The 1,275-nt window shown below is 46.5% G+C and carries 1 protein-coding gene; it reads right to left on the minus strand.

The window, feature by feature from the left end; all coding sequences use genetic code 11:
• A partial coding sequence (locus B7708_RS00050; protein ID WP_193431728.1) for a hypothetical protein occupies nucleotides 1-1,275 on the minus strand: 1,275 nt, incomplete at both ends.

Below are 1,275 nucleotides of genomic sequence, written 5' to 3' on the forward strand. Positions count from 1 at the left end.
ACTGATTGATGCACTTACGCTGTTGCTCAAGCTTGTGCTTGCTGATTCAGATGCACTGATTGAAGCAGATACGCTGTTGCTCAAGCTTGTGCTTGCTGATTCAGATGCACTGATTGATGCACTTACGCTGTTGCTCAAGCTTGTGCTTGCTGATTCAGATGCACTGATTGAAGCAGATACGCTGTTGCTCAAGCTTGTGCTTGCTGATTCAGATGCACTGATTGATGCACTTACGCTGTTGCTCAAGCTTGTGCTTGCTGATTCAGATGCACTGATTGATGCAGATACGCTGTTGCTCAAGCTTGTGCTTGCTGATTCAGATGCACTGATTGATGCAGATACACTGTTGCTCAAGCTTGTGCTTGCTGATTCAGATGCACTGATTGAGGCAGATACGCTGTTGCTCAAGCTTGTGCTTGCTGATTGGCTAGCACTAATTGAAGCAGACACGCTGTTGCTCAAGCTTGTGCTTGCTGAGTGGCTAGCACTGATTGAAGCGGATACGCTGTTGCTCAAGCTTGTGCTTGCTGATTCAGATGCACTAATTGAAGCAGACACGCTGTTGCTCAAGCTTGTGCTTGCTGAGTGGCTAGCACTGATTGAAGCGGATACGCTGTTGCTCAAGCTTGTGCTTGCTGATACTGATGCACTGATTGATGCAGATACACTGTTGCTCAAGCTTGTGCTTGCTGATTGGCTAGCACTGATTGATGCAGATACGCTGTTGCTCAAGCTTGTGCTTGCTGATACTGAAGCACTAATTGATGCAGATACAGACGCTGAAGCTGATTGGCTAGCTGATACTGATGCTGAAGCTGATTCACTTGCAGATACTGATGCTGAAGCTGATTCGCTTGCACTTACTGATGCTGAAGTTGATTCACTTGCAGATACAGACGCTGAAGCGCTTTGGCTAGCTGATACTGATGCGCTTGCTGATTGACTTGAGCTTACTGATGCGCTAGTTGATTGACTTGCACTTACTGATGCTGAAGTTGATTCACTTGAGCTTACTGATGCTGAAGCTGATTCACTTGCTGATACTGATGCTGAAGCTGATTGACTTGCTGATACTGATGCTGAAGTGCTTTGGCTTGCAGATACTGATGCTGAAGTGCTTTGGCTTGCTGATACAGACGCTGAAGCTGATTGGCTTGAGCTTACAGATGCTGAAGCTGATTGGCTAGCTGATACTGATGCGCTAGCTGATTGACTTGAGCTTACTGATGCGCTAGTTGATTCGCTTGCACTTACTGATGCTGAAGTGCTTTGGCT

The sequence above is a fragment of the Streptococcus oralis subsp. dentisani genome (assembly GCF_002096615.1).
Taxonomy (GTDB): Bacteria; Bacillota; Bacilli; order Lactobacillales; family Streptococcaceae; genus Streptococcus; species Streptococcus oralis_U.